Origin of the sequence: Caulobacter sp. UC70_42 (assembly GCF_044056025.1) — a bacterium.
Classification (GTDB): Bacteria; Pseudomonadota; Alphaproteobacteria; order Caulobacterales; family Caulobacteraceae; genus Caulobacter.
This window is the reverse complement of record NZ_CP171994.1, coordinates 2,224,683-2,242,697: the sequence shown is the minus strand read 5'-3', so window position 1 is coordinate 2,242,697 and position 18,015 is coordinate 2,224,683. Positions and strand designations below refer to the sequence as shown.

The following is an 18,015-nucleotide window of genomic DNA, read 5'->3' as shown; positions in this document are numbered from 1 at the left end:
GCGGCAAGGTTGCCGTTTGGGGAAGCCTCAGGCCCGGGGGGACTGGTCCAGGACGCTGACGGCGACGCCGCCTTCCAGAACGCGGACGCCCAGGAAATGCATCTCGCCGCCGCGATAGCTGATCTGCTCGAGCGGCACGGTGTCGTCGCGGCGCAGGCGGCGGCCGTCGTTCAGGGTCAGCCGCAGGGTCATCTTCTTGGCGGAGGCGCCGCCGGCGATGGCGGCCTCGATCTCGCGACGGAACAGGACCGACGGGGCTTGCGGCGGCTTTGGCGGGGACGTCTTGCTCACGAGCGACCTCCGAAGCCGTGTTCGCCGGTGATGCGGATCTGGCAGGCCTGGCCGGAGTCCTGCAGGGTGCGCGCACGGCGATGGGCGGCGGCCTTGGCGACTTCCTTGTCGGCCGACTGGCCGAAATGCTCGCCCGCCAGTTCGACGCTCCACGCGCCCTCATGTCGGGCGACAGTGAGAACGGCTCGATTGGTAATTTCTCGCATTCCAAACGATTAACACAAAATCGAACCGACCGGGGGATTAATCGTCCGCGATCGGAACCGGTCGATTTTCTTGACCGTCCAAAATATTTCGGCCGCAGAAAGTCTCGCGAAAACAGGCGGAAATCTTTGAATATCTTCCGAACCCGCCCTCCGTTTTCCGTCGAAAACCAGAAGCCCCGCGCCTCCCCGGCCAAAACGTGGTATGCTGACTGGGTTCATGTCGACCTGGCGGCTTCCCCCAGGCGCCCGGGCTTTCCCGGCCGATCGGCGGCTTCGATCACCGACGCATCGGAGCGACATGACCCAGGATCTCCCCGTCAGCGACACCCTGTCCGACAGCCAGCTTAACGCCCTGCGGAACCTGGCCGAACGCCAGCCGGGCCAGGACTCCAACTTCGTCAACATCAGCGCCGCCCAGGCCCTGACCCAGCTGGGCCTGGCGCGTCGCGGCGGCGGCGGCTGGGAGATCACGCCCCTGGGCCGCAATCACCTGCTGCGGGCCGTCTCGCGCGACGACGCCGACGGCGCGGCCAACGCCCGCTAGGCCCCGGCGCCGAACGAACGCGAAAGCTCAGCGTCGCCGGGGTTTCAGCGCTTCTTGCCAAGCTCGGCGGCGATGTCCTTGGTCATCCGGCCGACCTTGCGGTGGGCGGCGGTGATCTGGTCGCGGGTGACGCCCCAGCGCTTCATCCAGTACTCGACGGCCTGACGCTCGGTGAGATCCAGGCGGTCCTTGTCGATGAACCCGCGCTTGTCCTTGAGTCCGGCCATTACTTCTTCATCCAGGGCTTAGAGTCGCCCGCCGCGATGCGCGCGGACTGCTGTCGCTGAAACTTCCCGCCGCGCGGCGCCTTGGGCCGGGCGTCGAGCGCGGCCTGCTTGAGGCGCAGGGCGCGCTGCATGGGGGTCTCGTCGAGAGGCGCTTCGGGGAGCGCTTCGGGCGGCGGGGCGTCGGTTGTCATGGAGGGAGCCTAGCACATCTTACGGCGGGCGCCGCCGCGGACACATCCGATCGGCTTCACGCGGCGCGGCCGCTGAAGGCGTGTGGGGAGGCGACGGAGCGGCCGGGCGAACCCGGGGACCGTAGTGGTTTGTGTGTTTCGGCTCGCTGACCGCTCCGCCAGGCTGTTCTTGCCCGTGAGGTCGGGAGGCGTGAGCGTTGTCTGCTCGGGTCCCCGTTTACCCCCGGACGGGCGCGGACCAAGTCGATCGGCTACATCCGTCTCGACCCCGACGATCCACGATAGGCGGCTTGTACGATCACCGCCCTGTCGATCCGCTGAGGGCTTTGGCCCCGGAGACCGCCCGTTCGCCAACCGATCCGCCTAAAGAGTACGGACGGGGCGACTTTCGAGCCTCCGGGAACCGCCAGCGGCCCCGCTCAACCTACCCCCGCCGCCGTTTTCGGGCCGGATCCAAACGCCCTCCCCCGCGACGGGGATGCATTGATTATCGCGGCGGATTCAACGCGGATGATCCAGGGGCGTGAAAAATCGACAAGCGGTTGATTTCGTGTGGCTCTGTTCCGCGAACACCGGGGATACAGCGCCCTCAATCCCCGTAGATCCTCCCCGCGTTGCGGGGGAGGTGGCCCAGAGGGCCGGAGGGGGCCAACTGGACCTATGCCACGCTAGCCCCCTCAGTCGCTCCGCGACAGCTCCCCGCATCGCGGGGGAGCATCTGGGGTGCCCGCCCTCTTCCGCCATCCGCCCCCCGAGGTCGGAGCCATCCTTACATCTCACGGCGAGACGATCGCCGGGCTGTCCAGGTCACTCAAGGCCGACGCTCCGCGTCGCCGCGACGCGGTCGCCGGAGGCGAGCCTTGACTGACCTGGTCAGTCCGGCACGCTGCTGCCTTCAAGAGATGTAAGGTGATCACCGGGCGGAGCCTCCCGGCCCCGCCCTCTCCAAGTCCGACTAACTCAGTAGAAGCAGCCCCCTACTCCGCCGCCGCCTTCGCCGAGTACCCGAGGATCGCCTTCGTCTCCAGGAACTCGCCGAACGCGTGGTCGCCCCACTCGCGGCCGTTGCCGCTCATCTTGTAGCCGCCGAACGGGGCCATCAGGTCGGGGCCGGCGCCGTTGAGGTTGACCTGGCCGGCGCGCAGCTTGCCGGCCACCTTGCGCACCGTCTCCAGGTCGCCGCCCGAGACATAGGCCGCCAGGCCGTATTCGGTGTCGTTGCCGACGGTGACGGCTTCATCCACCGTGTCGTAGCCGAGGATCGAGAGCACCGGGCCGAAGATCTCTTCCTTGGAGATCGTCATGTCGGGCTTCACATTGGCGAAGACGGTCGGCTTGACGTAGTAGCCCTTGTCCAGGCCTTCCGGACGGCCGACGCCGCCGGTGACCAGGGTGGCGCCCTCGTCGATGCCCTTCTGGATCAGGCCCTGGATCTTGTTCCACTGGGTCTCGCTGACCACCGGGCCCATCTTGTGATTGCCGTTCGGGTCGCCGACCGTGTGGCTCTCGGCGGCGGCCTTGGCGATGGCGATGACCTCGTCCATGCGCTTGCCCGGCACCAGCATCCGGGTCGGGGCGTTGCACGACTGGCCCGAGTTCATCATCACCGAGGCCACGCCGCCGCCCACCGCGCGGGCGAAGTCGGCGTCGTCGAGGATGATGTTGGGGCTCTTGCCGCCCAGCTCCTGGTGGACGCGCTTGACGGTCGGGGCGGCGTTCTTGGCCACCTCGATACCGGCGCGGGTCGAGCCGGTGAACGAGACCATGTCGACTTCGGGATGGCTGGACAGGGCCGCGCCGACCGTGGGGCCGTCGCCATTGACCAGGTTGAACACCCCGTGCGGCACGCCGGCGGCGTGCAGGATCTCGGTCCAGATATGGGCGCTGAACGGCGCGATCTCTGACGGCTTCAGCACCATGGTGCAGCCGGTGGCCAGGGCCGGGGCGACCTTGCAGGCGATCTGGTTCACCGGCCAGTTCCATGGCGTGATGAAGGCGCAGACGCCGATCGGCTCCTTGACGATCCGGGTCGTGCCCCGGTCTTCCTCGAACCTGTAGTTCTTGAGCACGGCGACGGCGGTCTGGACGTGGCCGATGCCCATGGCCGCCTGGGCGCGCTGGGCCAGCCAGGCCGGAGCGCCCATTTCCTCGGTGATGGCCTTGGCCATGTCCTCGAAGCGCTTCTGGTACTCGGCGATGATGCGTTCGAGCACGTCGATGCGCTCCTCGCGGCTGGTCTGCGACCAGCTGTCGAACGCCTTGCGGGCGGCGCGGACGGCGCGGTCGACATCGACCTCCGAGCCCATCGAGATCACGCCGGCGACCTCTTCGTTGGCCGGGTTGATGACGTCGAGCGTCTTGGGTTGGGCCGGATCGACCCAGGCGCCGTCGATATAGAACTTGGTGTACTCGCGCATGCCGTTCTCCTGCCCTTGGATGTGGGATCCGCTCTGCGGGGCGGTTTCAAACAAGCATTTAATGTGATCGGCGTTCAGGTGGCTAGCCCTCACCACATCACATCTGGCTCCGCGTCGCCCAGAGCCTCGGCGATCCGCCGCCGGGTGGCCTTGGTCGTCTCCTCCGGCAGGTCGTTCGGATCGAACCAGCCGACCGCGTGGATCTCGCCCTCGGCGTCAGAGGCGCAAGGCTCCCAGGCCTCGATCCGGTAGAGCAGCACATGGTCGCCGGGGTGCAGAACCTCGTTGCTGTGGGCCGAGACGAGCCGAGGGCGCGACAAGGCGCGCACGCCGGCCTCCTCGGCCAGTTCGCGGATCACGGCGATCTCCGCCGTCTCGCCGCGCTCCACCCCGCCGCCGGGCAGGTACCAGCCCTTGATATAGGTGTGCTGGATCAGCAGGACCTTGCCATCGCTGTCCGTGACCAGCGCCCGGACGCCCAGGGTGAGGCCGCGCGTGACGCGGAAATAGGCGTAGACCAGGGGGCGGGTGAAGGGTTCGATGCGACGGCGCCAGAGCATGGACCCGTTCTAGCGCGGCTGCCGCTTGCGGTCAGCGGCGCCGAAGGCTAAAGCCGGCTCGATCTTGTTTTCTCTTTCCGGAGCCGCGCCATGATCGCGATCGGTGTCATCGCCATTTTCCTGGCTGTCATCATGGGCCTGAACTTCTTCGAATTCGGCCGCATCGACTAAGCGATGACGGGCCCCTTCGACTGGCGGACCGCCGCGCCGCATCAGGTCGCGGTGCTGGACGACGTCGAGGTTCTGGTCCGTTGCGGACTGCACCCGTGGGAGCGCCATCCCGAGCGCCCCAACCGGCTGCGCGTCAGCGCGCGGCTGTATTCCCGGACCGAGTTCAGCGGTCCGGGGACCTATGTCGACTATGATCCGCTGCGCGCCCTGATCGTCGGCTGGCAGGGCCGCGATCATGTCGACCTGCTGGAAACCCTGCTGCAGGAGGCCGTCGACGCGGCCTTCCTCGACCCGCTGGTCGACGCCTGCTGGGTTCGCATCGTCAAGCCGGAGATCTTCCCGGAGACCCGCGCGGCAGGCGTCGAATGGTTCAAGGTCCGGCCGGCTTGACGGCCGCCCCCCCGAAAGTCGCCCTCGTCACAGGCGCCGCGCGGCGCATCGGCGCCGTCCTGGCGCGCGCGCTGGCCGAGGCCGGTTACGCCGTCGCCCTGCACTATCGAAACTCCGCCGAGGACGCCCGGACGCTGGCCGACGACCTGCGCGCCGACGGCCATGCGGTCGAGCTGTTCCAGGCCGACCTGTCGACCGCCGCCGACGGCCAGGCCCTGGTCGCCGCCGTCCGCGCCCGGTTCGGCCGGCTGGACCTCCTGGTCAACAACGCCTCGCTGTTCGAGTACGACACCTTCGAGACCCTGACGGCGGAGCGCTGGGACCGGCACATCGCCACCAACCTGACCGCGCCCGTCTTCCTGATCCACGCCTTCGCCACGGCCCTGGGCGAGGCCGAGACCGGCCTGGTGGTGAACCTGCTGGACCAGAAGGTGCTGCGGCCCAACCCCGACTACTTTTCCTACACCGCCGGCAAGCTGGGCCTGGCCGCCCTGACGCCGGTGCTGGCCCAGGCCCTCGCGCCGAAGGTGCGGGTCTGCGGCCTGTCGCCGGGCGTCACCCTGCCCTCGGGCAAGCAGACGCAAGACGACTATGTCCGCGCCGCCCGCGCCACGCCGTCGGGCGTCAGCAGCACCCCGGCCGACCTGGCCCGCGCCCTGCTGTTCATCGTCGACACCCCGGCCTTCTCGGGCCAGACCCTGACCATCGACGGCGGCGAGAGCCTGCTGGGTCGGCCTCGGGACGTGGCCTACGATCCGGACGTCTAGCGGAGCGAGGCCTGGCGGGTTGGCGTGGCGCAACTATATTTTGCGCTGCACCCGCTGTTCATGATAAGGGCGCGGCTTCTTGAAGCGCCCGCTGTTCGTCACCGTCGCTTCGCCGAAACGACCTTCCACATTTGACGCGTTCCGCGCCGCGCTCGGCCGACCCCGGGGCGGCCGGTCCAGGTATTCCAGATGCTTAGCCTCGAATTCAATCGCCGGTACTCCATGGCCCACCGGCTGTTGAGTGACCCGTCGTCCAAGTGCAGAATCCCGCACGGCCACGACGAGTACGTGTTCATCCGCCTGCGCCCGGCCACGCGGCTGGACCTGGGCGGCTCGAACATGTCGGCCTCGTTCGAGCGGGCCAAGCGCGCCTGGCACGGCTGGATCGACAGCGCGGTGGACCACGCGTTCCAGGCCAATCTGGCCGACCCGCTGATCGGCTTCTTCCGCGAGCACGAGCCCGAGACCCTGGCGCGGGTCATGACCTTCGACGGCGATCCGACCACCGAGGCCCTGGCGATCGCCATGGCGCTGAAGGCCAAGGCTTTCCTCGCCATCGACGGCCTGTTCACGCTAGAGTCCCTCAGGATCCAGGAAACCCCGACCAACGCGGTCGGCCTGGACGCCACGGACATGGCCGGCCTCGCCGGTTGGGCGCCCGGTCAGTGGTGCCTGCGCGCGGACAACAGCATCAACGACTTCTAGCGAAACCGGATCGAATGGCCGCTCCCGCTTCCCTCGCCGACACCGCGCCCGCCGACGCTTCGGCCGATGCGCCCCTGGCGCGGATCATCGTCACCAAGGTCTTCGTCCGCGGCCTGAAGGTCGACGCCGAGATCGGCGTCTACGACCACGAGCACGGCCGCATGCAGCCGCTGGTCGTCGATGTCGAGCTGGACGTGGCCGCCAGCCACTGCGAGCGCCTGGGCGACACGGTGAACTACGAGACCATCGGCGAGGCCGCCCGCGCCATCGCCGCCGAGGGCCATATCGACCTGGTGGAGACCTTCGCCGAGCGGCTGGCCCAGGCCTGTTTCACCGATCCGCGCGTCACCCGCGCCCGCGTGCGCGTCGAAAAGCCCCTGGCCCTGGCCCCGCACGCGGCCGCCGCCGGCGTCGAGATCACCGCCGTCCGGAGCTGACGCTTGGAAGTCTCCCACCGCGCCCGACTGGCCCCCTTCCAGCCCGAGACGGTCTGGACCCTGGAGGCCGGCGTGCTGACGGAGACGCGCGGCAAGGTCGAGCGGCGCTTCCCGCTGTCTCGCCTGACCCGCTACAGCCTGGCGGTCGACAAGACCGGCGGCCGGCGGCGCAGCCTGCTGCTGACCTTCGGTCGTCGTCGCCTGAGCATCGCCTCGCAGAGCTATCTCGGCCCGGGTCAGTTCGAGGATCGGCTGACCAGCTTCTCGACCCTGGCCCGCGCCATCGCCGCCGTCGGCGCGGATCTGGCGCCCCGCGCCCGCTTCGGCCTGGCGCGGTTCGAGGCGCGCGCCGCCCTCACCTGGGTGATGGGACTGACCGCCTTCGGCGCGGCGGCGATGCTGCTGTTCTCGCTGACCGCCGGCATGGCCTCGGTCGGCGTCGACATGGCCGCGCGGATGAGCTTCGTGCTGATCCTGATGTTCGCCGTCCTGCCCTGGCTGAACCGAGGGACGCCGTTCGATCCCCACGACCCGCCGAGCGATCTGCTGCCCTGATCCAGTCCCCGCCGCGGGGAGCGTCCGGGTTACTTCGCCTTCATGACGCCACCTTCATTTGCATCACGCGGCGTTCGGCGCGACGATTGGTCCAACGACGTTCTCTTAGGCTCAAGCTCGTGCCCGACTCCCTTAGCGACCCTACCGCCATCGACCCCGACGTCCCGCCGCGCCTGCAGGATGACAAGACCCTGCCCGGCGTCGTCTACGGCCTGCACATCGCCGGCGTGGCCACCGGCGGCGTCACCACCCTGATCGGCGCGATCATCGCCTATGTCAGCCGCAAGGACGCGCCTGAATGGCTGGCCAGCCATTACGAATTCCAGATCCGGACGTTCTGGTTGGCGCTGGGCTTCAGCATCGTCGCCCTGCTGCTGACCCCGGTCGGGATCGGCATCGTCCTGTTGCCCGCCGTCGGCGTCTGGCTGGTCGTGCGCGGCGTCGTGGGCCTGTCGAACCTGCTGAAGGGCCAGCCCTATCCCACGCCCAAGAACTGGATGCTCTAAGACCATGACCGACACCACCGCCGTCACCTCCCCCGCGGCCGAAGAGGACAAGGTCCTGCCGGCCGTCGTCTACGGCCTTTATCTGCTGGGCTTCACCAACGGCCTGACCTGGATCATCGGCCTGATCGTCGCCTATGCGAACCGCGACGCGGCCGGGCCGATCAACGAAAGCCACTACACCTTCGCCATCCGGACCTTCTGGCTGTCGATCGCCTGGTTCCTGATCGGCGGCGCGCTGATCTTCTTCGGCATTCCGATGCTGATCGTGCTGGTCGGCCTGCCGATGATCATCGCCGGCGGCCTCATTCTGGGAGCGGTCGGCCTCTGGTTCGTGGCCCGCTGCGTGATCGGGATCTACTATCTGTCACGCGGCGAGGCATATCCGCGCCCGCGCGCGTGGTTGATTTAGAGGCGCCCTTTCCGCTGGGCGCCCACCGAGGAGTCATCCGGCCGCCCCGCTTCCCCTGCCAGTTGAGACGGCTCGACGGAAGCGGAGCCATCGGATGACTTGTGCGGCCTGGCGGCTGGGACGCCCCGTTTTTCGGGGTTTGCACCCGCCTTGGGTGAACGTCTGGGGGGACGTGATGCTGGCGCGACTGGTTGGGATCATCTTGGGGCTGATCCTAGCGACGTCGGGATACGTGGTGGCGGGTTGGGGCTCGCTGGGGAACTGGGCCACGAATCTCGATCTCGGACCATTCGAGCCGCATCGGCCCGCCGTCGGTGTGGCGGCGGCGATGGTGGGCGGGGCGCTCATCGTCGCCGCCCTGCTTCCCCGCCGCAAACCAAAGAAGCGCGCCGCGCCGATGGCCTTTGGCCTGGAGCTGGGGGCGCCGCAAGCCCAGCCCGTCGTCGCGACGCCAACCTTAACGCCTCCCGATCCCAAGCCCGAGTCCGTGGCCCCGCCGGTCATGTCGGTGGCCCCGCCCGCGGTCACGCAGCCCGCGCCAGCGCCCCGCCCCGCGACGTTCGCCGAACTGCGCGGCCGCCTGGTCTCGCTCAGCCGCGACGGGTCCTGGCACGAGGCCGCCCGCGCCCTTTCGGCGATGAAGACCACCGCGCAAACCGACGAGGAACTGGCGATCGTCTACCGCGACCTCGGCGACTTCGCCCGCGCCCAGGGCCAGATGGACGACGCCGCCGAGGCCTATGATGCGTCGGTTTCCTACGCCCGCCAGGTGCGACAGACGCGCGGCGACGACGAAAGCGCCGAACTGCTGGCCGGTTCGCTGTCGGGCGTCGGCGACGTGGCCGAGGCCGAGGGTCGCCTGGACGCCGCCCTCGCCGCCTTCGAGGAGGCCCTGGCCCTGCGACGCTCGCGCGGCGGCCGCGAGGCCGGCGACGCGGGCGCCCAGCGGGCGCTATCGGTGAACCTGGAACGTCTGGCCGACCTGCGCGAGGACCGGGGCCATCGCATGCGAGCGCTGGATCTCTACCGCGAGAGCTACGACATCGCCGGCCGCCTCGCCGCCGCCGACCCGGCGCGGTTCGGACCGGACCTTGCGGTGACGCGCGCGCGCCTGAACGAGCTGGAAGCCAAGATCTCGAGCTGAGCGTGGCAGCCGACTGTGTGAGCGGCTTCGGCTGCCACGCTCTAGATGCTTGAGATAGAGCCTACCAGGTAAAGGTCGTCGCCGCGCGCGGCGGGATGCTGGCCTTGAACCGCCGGCCGCCCTCGACGATGGCGAAATCCGCCGGCGTCTTGCCGGTGTTCAGCACCAGCAGCACCCGGCCGCCGTCGCGGTTCTGGAAGGCGACCGTTCGCAGGTCGCCGACCTTTTCCGGCGAGCCGATCCGCACCGCCCCGGGCTTCACGAAACGGCTGGCCTGGCCGAAGGCGTAATATTCCTGGGTGCGGGTGATCGCGCCGCTCGTGCTGTCGATCGTCACCACCGGCCGGCAGTCGCCGCAGCCGCCGGCGTGCGGGCCGAACTTCTCGTCCAGGGCCAAGTTCCACATCAGAACGCCGCGCGCGCCGCGCCGGGTCGCGCCGATGATCAACTGCTCGACCATCCACGAGAAGCTATCGTCGAACTTGGGAGCCCATTCGCCGCCCGAGCACTCGGTGAAGAAGACGTCCTTGTCCGGATGGGCCGCGCGCACCGTCTCCATGGCCTCGACCTGGCCGGCGTAGCAGTGCCAGGCGACGCCGGCGACAAAGGCCCTGGCCTTGGCGTCGGCGAGCACGGTCAGCGGCTGCTGCGGCTGGTCCCAATTGTGGTCCCAGTCGAGCACCTTGGTCGCGATCTTCTCGCGCTTGAACACCGGGGCCAGGTTCTCGCCGAAGAACCTGGCGCGGTCGGCGGGCAGCCAGCGCATGCCCGGATAGTTGTCCGGCTCGAAGTCGGGTTCGTTCTGGATGCTCAGATAGTCGGTGGGGACGCCCACCTTCCTGGCTTCCTTGATGTAGCGGGCGAAGAAGTCGGCATAGACCGGATAGGCCTCGGGCTTCAGTTGCCCCTTCACCAGCGAGCCGGTGGTCTTCATCCAGGCCGGAGCGCTCCACGGCGAGGCCATGACCTTCAGCTCGGGATTGATCTTCAGGGCCGCGCGGACGGTCGGGAAGACGTATTCCTGCGGCCGCTTCAGCGAGAAGCGCTGCAGCGTCGGGTCGGCCGCGCCGTTCGGCGTTTCGTCCAGGCTGTAGTGGTCCAGCGAGAAGTCCGAGGCGCCGATCGTCACACGCGTGAAGCTGAAGCCAAGACCGCCCTCCCCGCGCCCATAGAGCTCGCGCAGCAGGCCGTCGCGCTGGGCCGGGGTCAGCCTGTTCTGGATCAGCCAGGCCGAGGCGTCGGTGATCGCCGCGCCAAACCCGACCATGGTCTGGTGGCGCTCCTTGGCGTCGACCGCGACCACAGGCAGGCCAGCGATCGCGTCGGCCGCCACCGCGACCGACGGCGCCTGGGCGGCCAGGAGCTGGCTCTTGTCGCCGGTGGTCGTCCAGCTGTGCAGCTTGGGCGCGGCGTGGGCGGGGGCCGTCGCGACGAGCGCGGCGGCGAGGGTGAGGGAGAGGGTTCGCATTACGGCCTCCGCGACCAGGCCTTGAGGTTGGCCTTGCCGGTCAGGGCCATGTCCCTGGCGTGGCTGCCGACATAGAGCGGATAGGTCCCGGCCGGGATCGTCCAGCCGGGCTTGGCGACGTCGTAGTCGGCCAGCAGGCGCGGCTCGACGGTCAGGGTGACGCGCTTGGTCTGGCCCGGCGCCAGGTCGACCTTCTCGAAGCCCGCCAGGCGAACCATCGGCTTGCGCTTGCCCGCCGTGACGTAGAGCTGCGGGGTGTCGGCGCCGGCGACCTTGCCGGTGTTGGTGACGTCGAAGCTGACCTTCAGGCCCGCCGCGTCCTCGACCTTGAGGTTCTTGTAGGCGAAGGCCGTGTACGACAGGCCATAGCCGAACGGATAGAGCGGCTGACGCTTCTCTTGGGCGTACCAGCGGTAACCGACAGCGGTGCCCTCCGGATACTTTACGGCGAAGCCCTTGATGCCATCGACCTTCTGGCCGGCGCGACGGGCGTCGTCGATGGCGGCCTGCTCGGCGAAGCCCGGCGCGCTGCCGCGCGGGGCCTGGTCGGCGGACTTCGGGAAGGTCATGGCCAGGCGGCCCGACGGGTTCACGTCGCCGAAAAGGATGCGGGCGATGGCCTGGCCGCCGCGCTGGCCGGGATACCAGGCCTGCAGCACCGCCCCGACGCGATCCAGCCAGGGCATGGTCACCGGGCCGCCGGTCTCCAGCACGACAATGGAATTCTTGTTGGCCGCCGCGACGGCGTCGATCAGGGCGTCCTGGTTCTCGGGCAGGGCGATCGACGGCGCGTCCTGGGCCTCGGTCTGCCAGTGCCAGGCGAAGACGATGGCGACATCGGCGTCCTTGGCGGCGGCGGCCGCGGCGGCCGGGTCCTTGCCGTCGACATAGATCACTTCAGCGCCCGGCGCGGCGGCCTTGATCGCCTCCAGCGGCGAGGAGGCGTGCCAGGTGACGCGGACGAACGAGGCGGCCTCGCCGCCGTTCAGCGGGATCTCGACCGGCGCGCCGCCGACCGAACGCACCTGCGACGAGCCGCCGCCCGAGATCACGCCGACATCGGCATGGGCGCCGATCAGCACGATCTTCTTGGCCGTCTTGGCCAGGGGCAACAGGTTTCCGTAGTTCTTCAGCAGCACCGAGCCGCGCTCGGCCACGGCCTGGGCGACCTTGGCGTGGGCGGCGTAGTCGATGGGCTGGGCGGTGGTCGGGGTCGGGTTGTCCATCAGGCCCGAGGTGATCACGCCGTGCAGGATGCGGCGGACCATGTCGTCGACGCGCGCCTGGCTGACCTCGCCCTTGGCCACGGCGGCCTTGAGGTCGTCGCCGAAGAAGATCTGGGTGTCCAGCTCCTGGCCCGACTGCTGGTCGAGCCCCGCCAGCGCGGCCTTCACCGTGCTGTGCACCGCGCCCCAGTCGGACATCACGAAGCCCGGATAGTTCCAGTCGCGCTTGAGCACCTTGTTCAGCAGGAAGTCGTTCTGGCAGGCCCAGTCGCCATTGACCTTGTTGTAGGCGCACATGACCGAGGCCGGATTGCTCTTCTCGATCGCGATCTGGAAGGCCAGCAGGTCGCTCTCGCGCAGGTCCGCCTCGCCGATCTGGGCGTCCATCACGTGGCGGCCGGTCTCCTGGGCGTTGAGGGCGAAGTGCTTGATCGTCGAGACGATGTGGTTGGACTGCACGCCCTTGATCTGCTCGCCCGCCATCTCGCCGGCCAGCAACGGGTCCTCGCCGAGATATTCGAAATTGCGGCCGGCCCACGGGTCGCGGGTCAGGTTGACGCCGCCGGCCAGCAGGACGTTGAAGGTCTTGGCGCGGGCTTCGGCGCCGATCATCGCGCCGCCGGCATAGGCCAGCTTCGGGCTCGAAGGTCGAGGCCAAGGCCAGGCCCGACGGCAGGGCGGTGGCGACGTCGCCCTTGCGCTGCTCGACCTGGTTGGCCACGCCCAGGCTGGCGTCGCTTTCCCGCAAGGTCGGGATCTTCAGGCGCGGCACGCCCGGCACATAACCGGCCGACGGGATCATGTCGGCCGGCGCCGGCTTGGTGTTCGGCGGGAACAGGCCGTGCAGATACTGGATCTTCTCGTCCATCGTCATCTGCTTGACGAGGGCGTCGGCGCGGGCCCAGGCCGGGTCGTTGGCGCGCGGGGCCAGCGGGGCGCTGTCCTTGGTCGGCATGACCTGGGCGAGCGCCCCGGATCCAAAGGCCAGGGACATCGGGGTCAGGGCGAGCAACGCCACGGCGGCGGTGGTCCGGCACAGGATCCGCAGGGCGGATGAAGGCTGGGCGGCGGTCGTCATGGCGTTACTCCGTCGAAAACGTCTAGGGGACTGGAACAGGGGTCGCCGGCAGCGGCGGGGCCTGGCACGCGCGGGCCACGAACTCGGCGTGGCTGGGCATCACGTTCAGGCACTTGCCGATGACCGTCTGGATATTGCCGAGGTGGTTGGCGATGGCCTCGTCCGAGTGGACGCGGACCAGCGGGTCATAGCCGCGCGGGATCACGCCCTGGCCCAAGAAGACCTGGATCCAGCTCTCCTCGGTGAACAGTTCGTCGTCCTCGCGGAACACCCGGGCGTTGGCGCGGAAGAGGTCCATCTTCCGCTGCAGGGTGGCGGGGACCTCCATGTCGCGGCAGTGGCGCCAGAACGGCGTATCGTCGCGCTCGGTGGCCTTGTAGTGCAGGATAATGAAGTCGCGGATGCGCTCGTATTCGAAGTCGCTCTGGCGATTGAACTCGTCGACATTGGCCCGGTCGAAGCCGCCGTCCGGCAGCAGGCGGACCATGCGGATCACGGCCGACTGGATCAGGTGCAGGCTGGTCGACTCCAGGGGCTCCATGAAGCCGCTGGCCAGGCCGATCGAGACGCAGTTCTTGTTCCAGATCTTCTTGCGCTTGCCGGTCGTGAAGCGGATGCGCAGCGGGTCGGCGCGCTGGGCGCCGTCCAGGTTCGCCAGCAGGACGCGCTCGGCCTCGTCGTCGTCGATATACTGGCTGGAATAGACATGGCCGTTGCCGGTGCGGTGCTGCAGCGGGATCCGCCACTGCCAGCCGGCGTCGTGGGCCGTCGAGCGGGTATAGGGCGTGAAGTGCGCCGAGCGCTCGGTCGGCACGGCGATGGCCCGGTCAGCCGGCAGCCAGCGGGTCCAATCCTCGTAGCCGGTCTTCAGCGTCTGCTCGATGATCAGGCCCCGGAAACCCGAGCAGTCGACGAACAGGTCGGCGGTGATGACCTCGCCGTCATCCATGGTCACCGACTGGACGAAGCCGTCCTCGGGCCGCAGCGTCACGTCGACGATCTTGCCCTCGCGCCGCTGCACGCCGCGCGCCTGGGCGTAGGTCGACAGGTGCTTGGCGTAGAGGCCAGCGTCGAAGTGAAAGGCGTGAGCGATGTGACCGATCGGCGACTCGGCCATGTCGGCCCGGGCGCGCATGAACTTGTCCTGCAACGCCATGGCGTTGTTGATCGACAGGGCGTTGAAGTCCGGGGCCTGGCCCAGCTCGCGCATCCGCAGCCAGTACTGGTGTACGCGCAGCCAGCCCAGGTCCTGGCCCAGCACGCCGAAGCCATGCAGGTAGCTCTCGCCCTTGCGGAACCAGTTGCGGAACTCGATGCCCAGCTTGAACGAGCCCTGCGTCTTGCGCAGGAAGTCGTCCTCGTCGAGGCCGAGCAGTTCGTTGAATTTCTTGATGGCGGGGATGGTCGCCTCCCCGACCCCGACCGTGCCGATCTGCTCGGACTCGATCAGGACGATCTCATAGAGACCCTGGAACAGCCGCGAGCACAGCGCCGCCGTCATCCAGCCGGCGGACCCGCCTCCGGCGATCAGTATCTTCTTGAGCGGTTGCAACCACCCGCCTCCCGTTGAGCAAAGGTCGGGGACGCCTCAGGCGCCCCGCCTCCGTTGGTTCTTGCCTGGCGAGCCCAAGCCGCGGGGGAGCGCGGCTCGGCTCAGCCTTCTGCTTAGAACCGATAGTTCACGCCGAACAGGATCTGACGGCCGTACTTCTCGTAGGTCTCCGGCAGCGAACCGCCGCTCTGGGTCTTGGTGCCGCCGCCGTCGAGACCCAGGCGCGTGCGGTACGGCGAGTCCGTCAGGTTGTTGACCTGCAGCAGGATCCCGAGGTTCTCCAGCGGACCGTCGTTGAAGGTGTAGCCGATCTGGGCGTCCACCTGCTTGTCGGCCAGAATCTCGGTGAAGCCCCGGGTGGCGAACAGTTGCACCACCTCGCCCTTGAAGGCCGAGCGGTAGCGCTGGCTGATCCGGGCCTGGAAGCCGCCGCGCTCGTAGTAGCCGGTGACGTTGTAGACCGTGCCCGACAGGCCCGGGATGCGGACTTCCTGGGTGGGATCGGGGTTGCTGGTAGTGTTCAGGTTCGACTTGGTCAGCGACAGGCTGCCCTGCAGACCGAAGCCCTTCAGGACGTCGGCGAACTGACCCAACTCGACCGCGCCGCTGAACTCGACGCCCTTGACGACACCGCCGTTACCATTGGCCGGCAGTGTCAGTTGACCCTGGGGACTGATGGTCACGGTCGAGGGTAGGTTCGCTCCGACAGGGATCGGGACGCCCGTGAAGTCCATCACGCTGCTTTGGGAATAGATGTACGTGTCGAGTTTCTTATAGAAGCCGGCCACCGACACATAGGTCGCGGGGCTGACGTACCACTCGTAGGCCAGGTCGGCGGCCTTGGCTCTCCAAGGCTTGAGATGTGGGTTACCACCGCCGGCGGTCCACGGGTTGACTGTGGTGCCAGCCGCGCAACTGCCAGGCTTGCTGCAAACTAGCCCGTCGAACGATGGTGTCACGTTCGCCCGCAAGTCGTCCATACGCGGACGAGCCATGGTCTTCGACAGCGCGAGGCGGATGCGGTGGCCGCCGCCCAGATCATAGATCAAGTTCATGCTGGGCAGGACGTCAGTGTAGTCCTCCTTAGCGTTGACCTTGATGGGGACGATCGGCAGCTTGACGCCGTTCAGCGTCCCGCCGTCGTTGATCATCGTGCCGCTCGACTCCTGCTTCTGCTTGACCACCTGGACGCCGACATTGCCGCGCAGGTCGCCGCTCTGGAAGTTGGCCTTGGCGAAGAAGGTCGTGACCTCCTCGGTGATGTCCCAGTTCTTGTCGTAGTAGTTGGCGTCGAGGATCGGCGACGAGTTGTAGTACTTCTTCCAGACGTCGCCGATCTTGACCGAGAGGACGTCGCCGAAGCCGGCGAAGCCCAGATTGGTCGGCGAGACCAGGTCGGCCTGGTCGACATAGACCTGCTGGCGGCCGTTCTTCAGGAACAGGTCGTTGTCCGAGACGGTCTTGCCCTTGTTGCGCTTGGTGTAGTTCACGCCGCCCGACAGCTGGGTGATGAAGCCGTCCATCTCGTGCTCGAGCCGGATGTCGACGGCCTTGACGTCTTCCTTGACGCGCGGATAGCGGATCGCGCCGTCGTGACCCCAGCCGCCCCACGGGGCCCGGTCGCCCAGGGTGACCTTGCTGGCGTCGGCGTAGTTCAGGCCCTCGTCATATTGCGAGAAGCCGTTGTCGGCGACCTTGAAGCCGATGGTGTCATAGGTGCGGCCCACGTCCGCCGTCGACCCGGTGACCCCGCCCACGCCACGGCCGTAGCCGGCGTAGGTCTCCATGATCTGTTCCTTCCGCTTGTTCGACGAATAGGACAGGTCGGCGACCAGCTTGGTCCTTTCGGTCAGCTGGAATTCGTTGTTGAAGCCGGCCGAGAACAGCTGGTCCCGGCGCGTATTGTAGTCGTTGCGCACGATCGGCACGCCGTTGTTCAGCGTGCCGCCGGTGGCGAACTTCGAGCCGCCCATGTCGGCGGTCGTGACGTTCGAATAGGTCACGCCGTCGGCGTAAGGGTTCGAGAACCACTGGGCGCCGCGCGTCGTCTCCTTCTGATTGAAGGTCGAGTAGTACAGGTCCAGCGTCGAATGGATCCGGTCGTTCGGCTGGTACTCGAAGATGCCGATGACGGCGTCGCGCTTGTTGTTGCGCGAGACGGCCATGATCTCCTGGCCGTTCAGCATCAGGGCGCCGTCGGCGCTGTCCGGCGAGGTCGACTCAGGCGGGAAGGCCTCATAGCCATAGGCCTTGTAGCGCTTCACCTGCGAGGGCGAATCCAGGTGGGCGTAGCCCAGGGCCACGCCGATCGTGCCGTCGGCGAACTGGTTGATATAGCTGGCGCTGAAGCGGCCGCCCACGTTGTGGGAGTCATCGTTCAGCTTCTTGCCCGAGGTCTTCTCGCCGCGCAGGTTCAAGGCCAGGACGCGCTTGCCGTATTCCAGCGGGCGCACGGTGCGCAGGTCGGCGGTGCCCGACAGGCCCATGCCCGAGACCTGGGCGTCGGGCGTCTTGTAGATCACGACGCTGGACAGCAGTTCCGACGGATACTGGTCGAACTCGACGGCGCGGTTGTCGCCGGAGCTGGCTTGCTGGCGGCCATTCAGCAGGGTGGTGGTGAAGTCAGGCGCCAGACCCCGGATCGAGATCACCTGGGCTCGGCCGTTGACCCGCTGGGCGGCCAGACCCGGCAGGCGGGCGATCGACTCGGCGATCGAGACGTCCGGCAGCTTGCCGATGTCCTCGGCCGAGACGGCCTCGACGATCGAGGTCTCGTTCTTCTTGATGTTGATCGAGTTCTGGATGCCGGCGCGGATGCCCGTCACCACGATCGCGTCGACCGTGTCGTCGGCCTGCGAGGCCGGCGCGGCCTCTTGCGCCCAAGCCGAGCCGGCCAGGGCCAGGCTGATCGCGGCCGTGGACGCGGTGACATAGAATTTCTGGACGGACGGACGCGTCCCGCTCTTGCGGTTTCGCATTGTAGCTCTCCCCTCTGAAGCCGCTCCTGGGCGAGCGACCGCCTTATTCTCGTGAGACCAACCTTGGCCGTGGAAGCGCTTCCATGGAAGCGCTTCCAGTAGCACGCCGGGCGACAACGTTGTCAAGGCCGAAACCGGAAAGCGGGTATGGACCGCTAGAGCCCTTTCCGATCTGATTGCATCAATCAGATCG

Annotated in this window: 19 protein-coding genes and 1 pseudogene; 10 read left to right on the top strand and 10 right to left on the bottom strand. The window is 68.0% G+C overall.

The window, feature by feature from the left end; translation table 11 throughout:
• Positions 1 to 27 precede the first annotated feature (27 nt).
• Positions 28 to 291 (bottom strand): hypothetical protein, encoded by a 264-nt coding sequence (locus tag ACHMW8_RS11285; protein ID WP_125159212.1) that lies wholly within the window; start codon positions 289 to 291, stop codon positions 28 to 30.
• Positions 288 to 497 (bottom strand): hypothetical protein, encoded by a 210-nt coding sequence (locus tag ACHMW8_RS11280; protein ID WP_125159213.1) that lies wholly within the window; start codon positions 495 to 497, stop codon positions 288 to 290. Before ACHMW8_RS11280 ends, ACHMW8_RS11285 begins: the two co-directional genes overlap by 4 nt.
• Before the next feature lie 298 nt (positions 498 to 795).
• Here ACHMW8_RS11280 and ACHMW8_RS11275 point away from each other — a divergent pair, with 298 nt between their 5' ends.
• The gene (locus ACHMW8_RS11275) at positions 796 to 1,041 is read left to right on the top strand and encodes a hypothetical protein (protein ID WP_395445599.1); all 246 of its coding nucleotides are present in this window, start codon (positions 796 to 798) and stop codon (positions 1,039 to 1,041) included.
• Positions 1,042 to 1,085: 44 nt separating this feature from the next.
• Here the strand turns inward: ACHMW8_RS11275 and ACHMW8_RS11270 are convergent, their stop codons facing one another.
• The 4 genes from ACHMW8_RS11270 to ACHMW8_RS11255 form a co-directional block, all read right to left on the bottom strand.
• Complete coding sequence (locus tag ACHMW8_RS11270) at positions 1,086 to 1,268, bottom strand: DUF3606 domain-containing protein (RefSeq protein ID WP_010918311.1); 183 nt, start codon at positions 1,266 to 1,268, stop codon at positions 1,086 to 1,088.
• Positions 1,268 to 1,459: a hypothetical protein gene (locus tag ACHMW8_RS11265; protein WP_125159214.1), complete on the bottom strand. Its 192-nt coding sequence runs from the start codon at positions 1,457 to 1,459 to the stop codon at positions 1,268 to 1,270. Before ACHMW8_RS11265 ends, ACHMW8_RS11270 begins: the two co-directional genes overlap by 1 nt.
• Positions 1,460 to 2,436: 977 nt before the next feature.
• Positions 2,437 to 3,876: an aldehyde dehydrogenase family protein gene (locus tag ACHMW8_RS11260; RefSeq protein WP_395445598.1), complete on the bottom strand. Its 1,440-nt coding sequence runs from the start codon at positions 3,874 to 3,876 to the stop codon at positions 2,437 to 2,439.
• An 89-nt stretch (positions 3,877 to 3,965) separates the two neighbouring features.
• Complete coding sequence (locus tag ACHMW8_RS11255; protein WP_395445597.1) at positions 3,966 to 4,436, bottom strand: NUDIX domain-containing protein; 471 nt, start codon at positions 4,434 to 4,436, stop codon at positions 3,966 to 3,968.
• 90 nt (positions 4,437 to 4,526) lie between these two features.
• Between ACHMW8_RS11255 and ACHMW8_RS11250 the strand changes: the two genes are divergently transcribed.
• The 9 genes from ACHMW8_RS11250 to ACHMW8_RS11210 all read left to right on the top strand — a co-directional run bounded on the left by ACHMW8_RS11250 (position 4,527) and on the right by ACHMW8_RS11210 (position 9,520).
• Positions 4,527 to 4,607: a hypothetical protein gene (locus ACHMW8_RS11250; RefSeq protein WP_125157318.1), complete on the top strand. Its 81-nt coding sequence runs from the start codon at positions 4,527 to 4,529 to the stop codon at positions 4,605 to 4,607.
• Between the two features lie 3 nt (positions 4,608 to 4,610).
• Entirely contained in the window at positions 4,611 to 4,997 is a 387-nt protein-coding gene (locus ACHMW8_RS11245) for a dihydroneopterin aldolase (protein ID WP_395445596.1), read from the top strand.
• On the top strand, positions 4,994 to 5,764 hold the full coding sequence (locus ACHMW8_RS11240; RefSeq protein WP_395445595.1) for an SDR family oxidoreductase: 771 nt from the start codon (positions 4,994 to 4,996) through the stop codon (positions 5,762 to 5,764). The genes ACHMW8_RS11245 and ACHMW8_RS11240 overlap by 4 nt, the downstream gene beginning before the upstream one ends.
• A 189-nt stretch (positions 5,765 to 5,953) precedes the next feature.
• Positions 5,954 to 6,469, top strand: a complete 516-nt coding sequence (locus ACHMW8_RS11235) for a 6-pyruvoyl trahydropterin synthase family protein (RefSeq protein ID WP_395445594.1) — start codon at positions 5,954 to 5,956, stop codon at positions 6,467 to 6,469.
• 14 nt (positions 6,470 to 6,483) lie between these two features.
• Positions 6,484 to 6,906 (top strand): dihydroneopterin aldolase, encoded by a 423-nt coding sequence (folB, locus tag ACHMW8_RS11230; RefSeq protein WP_395445593.1) that lies wholly within the window; start codon positions 6,484 to 6,486, stop codon positions 6,904 to 6,906.
• Positions 6,907 to 6,909: 3 nt separating this feature from the next.
• Positions 6,910 to 7,461, top strand: coding sequence for a hypothetical protein (locus ACHMW8_RS11225; protein WP_395445592.1), 552 nt, complete (start codon positions 6,910 to 6,912; stop codon positions 7,459 to 7,461).
• A gap of 119 nt (positions 7,462 to 7,580) precedes the next feature.
• A complete protein-coding gene (locus ACHMW8_RS11220; RefSeq protein ID WP_125156664.1) occupies positions 7,581 to 7,967 on the top strand; it encodes a DUF4870 domain-containing protein in 387 nt (128 codons plus the stop codon).
• A gap of 4 nt (positions 7,968 to 7,971) precedes the next feature.
• Complete coding sequence (locus tag ACHMW8_RS11215) at positions 7,972 to 8,376, top strand: hypothetical protein (protein ID WP_125156665.1); 405 nt, start codon at positions 7,972 to 7,974, stop codon at positions 8,374 to 8,376.
• A gap of 175 nt (positions 8,377 to 8,551) precedes the next feature.
• Complete coding sequence (locus ACHMW8_RS11210) at positions 8,552 to 9,520, top strand: tetratricopeptide repeat protein (protein ID WP_395445591.1); 969 nt, start codon at positions 8,552 to 8,554, stop codon at positions 9,518 to 9,520.
• Positions 9,521 to 9,581: 61 nt separating this feature from the next.
• Here the strand turns inward: ACHMW8_RS11210 and ACHMW8_RS11205 are convergent, their stop codons facing one another.
• The 4 genes and pseudogenes from ACHMW8_RS11205 to ACHMW8_RS11190 form a co-directional block, all read right to left on the bottom strand.
• Positions 9,582 to 10,988 (bottom strand): glycoside hydrolase family 30 beta sandwich domain-containing protein, encoded by a 1,407-nt coding sequence (locus tag ACHMW8_RS11205; protein ID WP_395445590.1) that lies wholly within the window; start codon positions 10,986 to 10,988, stop codon positions 9,582 to 9,584.
• A pseudogene (locus ACHMW8_RS11200) lies at positions 10,988 to 13,292 on the bottom strand (beta-glucosidase). The gene ACHMW8_RS11205 and the pseudogene ACHMW8_RS11200 overlap by 1 nt, the downstream one beginning before the upstream one ends.
• Before the next feature lie 22 nt (positions 13,293 to 13,314).
• Entirely contained in the window at positions 13,315 to 14,844 is a 1,530-nt protein-coding gene (locus ACHMW8_RS11195; RefSeq protein WP_395445589.1) for a tryptophan halogenase family protein, read from the bottom strand.
• 113 nt (positions 14,845 to 14,957) lie between these two features.
• Positions 14,958 to 17,822, bottom strand: a complete 2,865-nt coding sequence (locus tag ACHMW8_RS11190; RefSeq protein WP_395445588.1) for a TonB-dependent receptor — start codon at positions 17,820 to 17,822, stop codon at positions 14,958 to 14,960.
• Between the last annotated feature and the right edge of the window lie 193 nt (positions 17,823 to 18,015).

Bases quoted from the DNA above. Each gene is read 5' to 3' on its own strand.
- ACHMW8_RS11280 (WP_125159213.1), bottom strand. From the start codon at position 497: ATGCGAGAAATTACCAATCGAGCCGTTCTCACTGTCGCCCGACATGAG.
- ACHMW8_RS11275 (WP_395445599.1), top strand. From the start codon at position 796: ATGACCCAGGATCTCCCCGTCAGCGACACCCTGTCCGACAGCCAGCTT.
- ACHMW8_RS11270 (WP_010918311.1), bottom strand. From the start codon at position 1,268: ATGGCCGGACTCAAGGACAAGCGCGGGTTCATCGACAAGGACCGCCTG.
- ACHMW8_RS11265 (WP_125159214.1), bottom strand. From the start codon at position 1,459: ATGACAACCGACGCCCCGCCGCCCGAAGCGCTCCCCGAAGCGCCTCTC.
- ACHMW8_RS11260 (WP_395445598.1), bottom strand. From the start codon at position 3,876: ATGCGCGAGTACACCAAGTTCTATATCGACGGCGCCTGGGTCGATCCG.
- ACHMW8_RS11255 (WP_395445597.1), bottom strand. From the start codon at position 4,436: ATGCTCTGGCGCCGTCGCATCGAACCCTTCACCCGCCCCCTGGTCTAC.
- ACHMW8_RS11250 (WP_125157318.1), top strand. From the start codon at position 4,527: ATGATCGCGATCGGTGTCATCGCCATTTTCCTGGCTGTCATCATGGGC.
- ACHMW8_RS11245 (WP_395445596.1), top strand. From the start codon at position 4,611: ATGACGGGCCCCTTCGACTGGCGGACCGCCGCGCCGCATCAGGTCGCG.
- ACHMW8_RS11235 (WP_395445594.1), top strand. From the start codon at position 5,954: ATGCTTAGCCTCGAATTCAATCGCCGGTACTCCATGGCCCACCGGCTG.
- folB (WP_395445593.1), top strand. From the start codon at position 6,484: ATGGCCGCTCCCGCTTCCCTCGCCGACACCGCGCCCGCCGACGCTTCG.
- ACHMW8_RS11215 (WP_125156665.1), top strand. From the start codon at position 7,972: ATGACCGACACCACCGCCGTCACCTCCCCCGCGGCCGAAGAGGACAAG.
- ACHMW8_RS11210 (WP_395445591.1), top strand. From the start codon at position 8,552: ATGCTGGCGCGACTGGTTGGGATCATCTTGGGGCTGATCCTAGCGACG.
- ACHMW8_RS11205 (WP_395445590.1), bottom strand. From the start codon at position 10,988: ATGCGAACCCTCTCCCTCACCCTCGCCGCCGCGCTCGTCGCGACGGCC.
- ACHMW8_RS11190 (WP_395445588.1), bottom strand. From the start codon at position 17,822: ATGCGAAACCGCAAGAGCGGGACGCGTCCGTCCGTCCAGAAATTCTAT.